The following is a 258-nucleotide window of genomic DNA, read 5'->3' on the forward strand; positions in this document are numbered from 1 at the left end:
CTGGCCACCGGCGGCACCATCGCCGGCACCGGCGCCACCAGCACCACCACCGTCGGCTACACCGCTGCCAAGGTCGGCGTGGATGCGCTGATCGCCGCCGTTCCCGAACTCAAGAAGGTCGCCAACGTGCGCGGCGAGCAGGTCATGCAGATCGCCAGCGAGAACATGAACAACGACGCCTGGCTGAAGCTGGCCAAGCGCGTCAACACCCTGCTGGCGCAGAGTGACGTCGATGGCATCGTCATCACCCACGGCACC

Annotated in this window: 1 protein-coding gene; it reads left to right on the top strand. The window is 67.1% G+C overall.

The genetic code is table 11. The annotated features are described in order from the left end of the window. Positions 1 to 258: asparaginase domain-containing protein (locus B3873_RS07620; RefSeq protein ID WP_286865038.1), on the top strand; the 258-nt coding region annotated here is incomplete at both ends.

It is taken from the genome of Herbaspirillum sp. UBA812 (assembly GCF_002296545.1).
Lineage (GTDB): Bacteria > Pseudomonadota > Gammaproteobacteria > Burkholderiales > Burkholderiaceae_D > Herbaspirillum > Herbaspirillum huttiense.